The sequence below is a fragment of the Neorhizobium phenanthreniclasticum genome (assembly GCF_040066075.1).
GTDB lineage: Bacteria > Pseudomonadota > Alphaproteobacteria > Rhizobiales > Rhizobiaceae > Neorhizobium > Neorhizobium petrolearium.
The window spans coordinates 2501-5756 of sequence record NZ_JBEAAL010000064.1; the positions used below are offsets into that span (position 1 = coordinate 2501).

General features: G+C 54.0%; 1 rRNA gene. It reads left to right on the plus strand.

Annotated elements, in window-relative coordinates:
- The first annotated feature begins 284 nt into the window (after positions 1–284).
- Positions 285–3234, plus strand: a 23S ribosomal RNA gene (locus ABK249_RS33545).
- The last annotated feature ends 22 nt before the right edge of the window (positions 3235–3256 follow it).

The window sequence follows — 3256 nt, forward strand, 5'->3', positions numbered from 1 at the left end:
GAGGGGTCAGTGGAGAAAGGAAGCTTGTCACTCTGGTCGGTCGTTGTTGGTGTCTTCGGGCGCCTCTGACGACTTTACTGATGGCCGTCTGCTAACCGCGCGGTCCCGGATTTGATCTCGAGAAGCTGGTCTTATGATCCGGCACAAGCGAGCTGCTCGGCGTAGCTCCAATAAGTGACCGGATCGAACACGTCGATGGCATCATGAGATGGCAGGGTTGTAAAAGGTAGCCCTGCTGCCTGCACCAAGTGCAGGCTATACTGATGGGCATTGGCAATGAGAACGATTAAGTGTCGTAAGGGCATTTGGTGGATGCCTTGGCATGCACAGGCGAAGAAGGACGTGATACGCTGCGATAAGCCGTGGGGAGCTGCGAATGAGCTTTGATCCATGGATCTCCGAATGGGGCAACCCACCTTAGATACTTGGAAAATCTGTTCAGTTGGACTGGCGCTGAGGACGCTGCATGGGACTTCCCATACAGACCGCCAGGTCGTTGCCAATCGTTTGGCGCGCCGTCCGCAGCGAAGCGATCAAGGATCGCGACAGCGTGAGGACAGAAGTCCTTGTTAACGCTGGCAGAACATCAACAACTGCACAGGTTTCCAAGTATCGTTAATAAGGTATCTAACCTTCGAATAGATAGGGGTTAGAAGCGAACGCAGGGAACTGAAACATCTAAGTACCTGCAGGAAAGGACATCAACCGAGACTCCGCAAGTAGTGGCGAGCGAACGCGGACCAGGCCAGTGGCAATCAGGAATAAAGCCGAACAAGCTGGAAAGCTTGGCCGTAGCGGGTGACAGCCCCGTAGGCGTAGAACACTGATTGTCCTAGAGTAGGGCGGGACACGAGAAATCCTGTCTGAACATGGGGAGACCACTCTCCAAGCCTAAGTACTCGTGCATGACCGATAGCGAACAAGTACCGTGAGGGAAAGGTGAAAAGCACCCCGACAAGGGGAGTGAAATAGAACCTGAAACCGGATGCCTACAAGCAGTCGGAGGCCGCAAGGCTGACGGCGTACCTTTTGTATAATGGGTCAACGACTTAGTGTAACTAGCAAGCTTAAGCCGGTAGGTGTAGGCGCAGCGAAAGCGAGTCTGAATAGGGCGATTGAGTTAGTTGCATTAGACCCGAAACCGAGTGATCTAGCCATGAGCAGGCTGAAGGTTGGGTAACACCAACTGGAGGGCCGAACCCGCATCTGTTGCAATAGATTGGGATGACTTGTGGCTAGGGGTGAAAGGCCAATCAAACTCGGAGATAGCTGGTTCTCCGCGAAATCTATTTAGGTAGAGCGTCGAGCGAATACCTCAGGGGGTAGAGCACTGGATGGGCTATGGGGACTCACCGTCTTACTGATCCTAACCAAACTGCGAATACCTGAGAGTACTACTCGGCAGACACACGGCGGGTGCTAACGTCCGTCGTGAAGAGGGCAACAACCCTGACCTCCAGCTAAGGTCCCCAAGTCATGGCTAAGTGGGAAAGGATGTGAGGATCCCAAAACAACCAGGATGTTGGCTTAGAAGCAGCCATCATTTAAAGAAAGCGTAACAGCTCACTGGTCTAATCAAGGGTCTTTGCGCCGAAAATGTAACGGGGCTAAAGCCATGCACCGAAGCTGAGGCTTATGATCTTCTAACGAAGACATAGGGGTAGCGGAGCGTTCCGTAAGTCTGTGAAGGCGGACCCGTGAGGGCTGCTGGAGATATCGGAAGTGCGAATGTTGACATGAGTAACGATAAAGAGGGTGAGAGACCCTCTCGCCGAAAGACCAAGGGTTCCTGCTTAAAGTTAATCTGAGCAGGGTTAGCCGGCCCCTAAGACGAGGCAGACATGCGTAGTCGATGGGAACCACGTTAATATTCGTGGGCCTGGTGGTAGTGACGGATCGCGAAAGTTGTTCACTCTTATTGGATTGGGTGGGCAGCGGGGCGGTTCCAGGAAACAGCTCCACCTTATAGACCGTACCCGAAACCGACACAGGTGGTCAGGTAGAGCATACCAAGGCGCTTGAGAGAACGATGTTGAAGGAACTCGGCAAATTGCACGCGTAACTTCGGAAGAAGCGTGACCCCAGATTGGGCAACCATTTTGGGGTGGCACAGACCAGGGGGTAGCGACTGTTTATCAAAAACACAGGGCTCTGCGAAGTCGAAAGACGACGTATAGGGTCTGACGCCTGCCCGGTGCTGGAAGGTTAAGAGGAGGGGTGCAAGCTCTGAATCGAAGCCCCAGTAAACGGCGGCCGTAACTATAACGGTCCTAAGGTAGCGAAATTCCTTGTCGGGTAAGTTCCGACCTGCACGAATGGCGTAACGACTTCCCCGCTGTCTCCAACATCGACTCAGTGAAATTGAATTCCCCGTGAAGATGCGGGGTTCCTGCGGTTAGACGGAAAGACCCCGTGCACCTTTACTATAGCTTTACACTGGCATTCGTGTCGGCATGTGTAGGATAGGTGGTAGGCTTTGAAGCGGGGACGCCAGTCTTCGTGGAGCCATCCTTGAAATACCACCCTTATCGTCATGGATGTCTAACCGCGGCCCGTCATCCGGGTCCGGGACAGTGTATGGTGGGTAGTTTGACTGGGGCGGTCGCCTCCGAAAGAGTAACGGAGGCGCGCGATGGTGGGCTCAGAGCGGTCGGAAATCGCTCGTCGAGTGCAATGGCATAAGCCCGCCTGACTGCGAGACTGACAAGTCGAGCAGAGACGAAAGTCGGTCATAGTGATCCGGTGGTCCCGCGTGGAAGGGCCATCGCTCAACGGATAAAAGGTACGCCGGGGATAACAGGCTGATGACCCCCAAGAGTCCATATCGACGGGGTTGTTTGGCACCTCGATGTCGGCTCATCGCATCCTGGGGCTGGAGCAGGTCCCAAGGGTTTGGCTGTTCGCCAATTAAAGCGGTACGTGAGCTGGGTTCAGAACGTCGTGAGACAGTTCGGTCCCTATCTGCCGTGGGTGTAGGAATATTGACAGGATCTGTCCCTAGTACGAGAGGACCGGGATGGACATATCTCTGGTGGACCTGTTGTCCTGCCAAGGGCATAGCAGGGTAGCTATATATGGACGGGATAACCGCTGAAGGCATCTAAGCGGGAAACCCCCCTGAAAACGAGTATTCCCTATCAGGGCCGTGGAAGACGACCACGTTGATAGGAGGCGTGTGGACGTGCAGCAATGCATGAAGCTTAGCCTTACTAATCGCCCGATCGGCTTGATCGTTCTCATTGACCATGCTCATCAA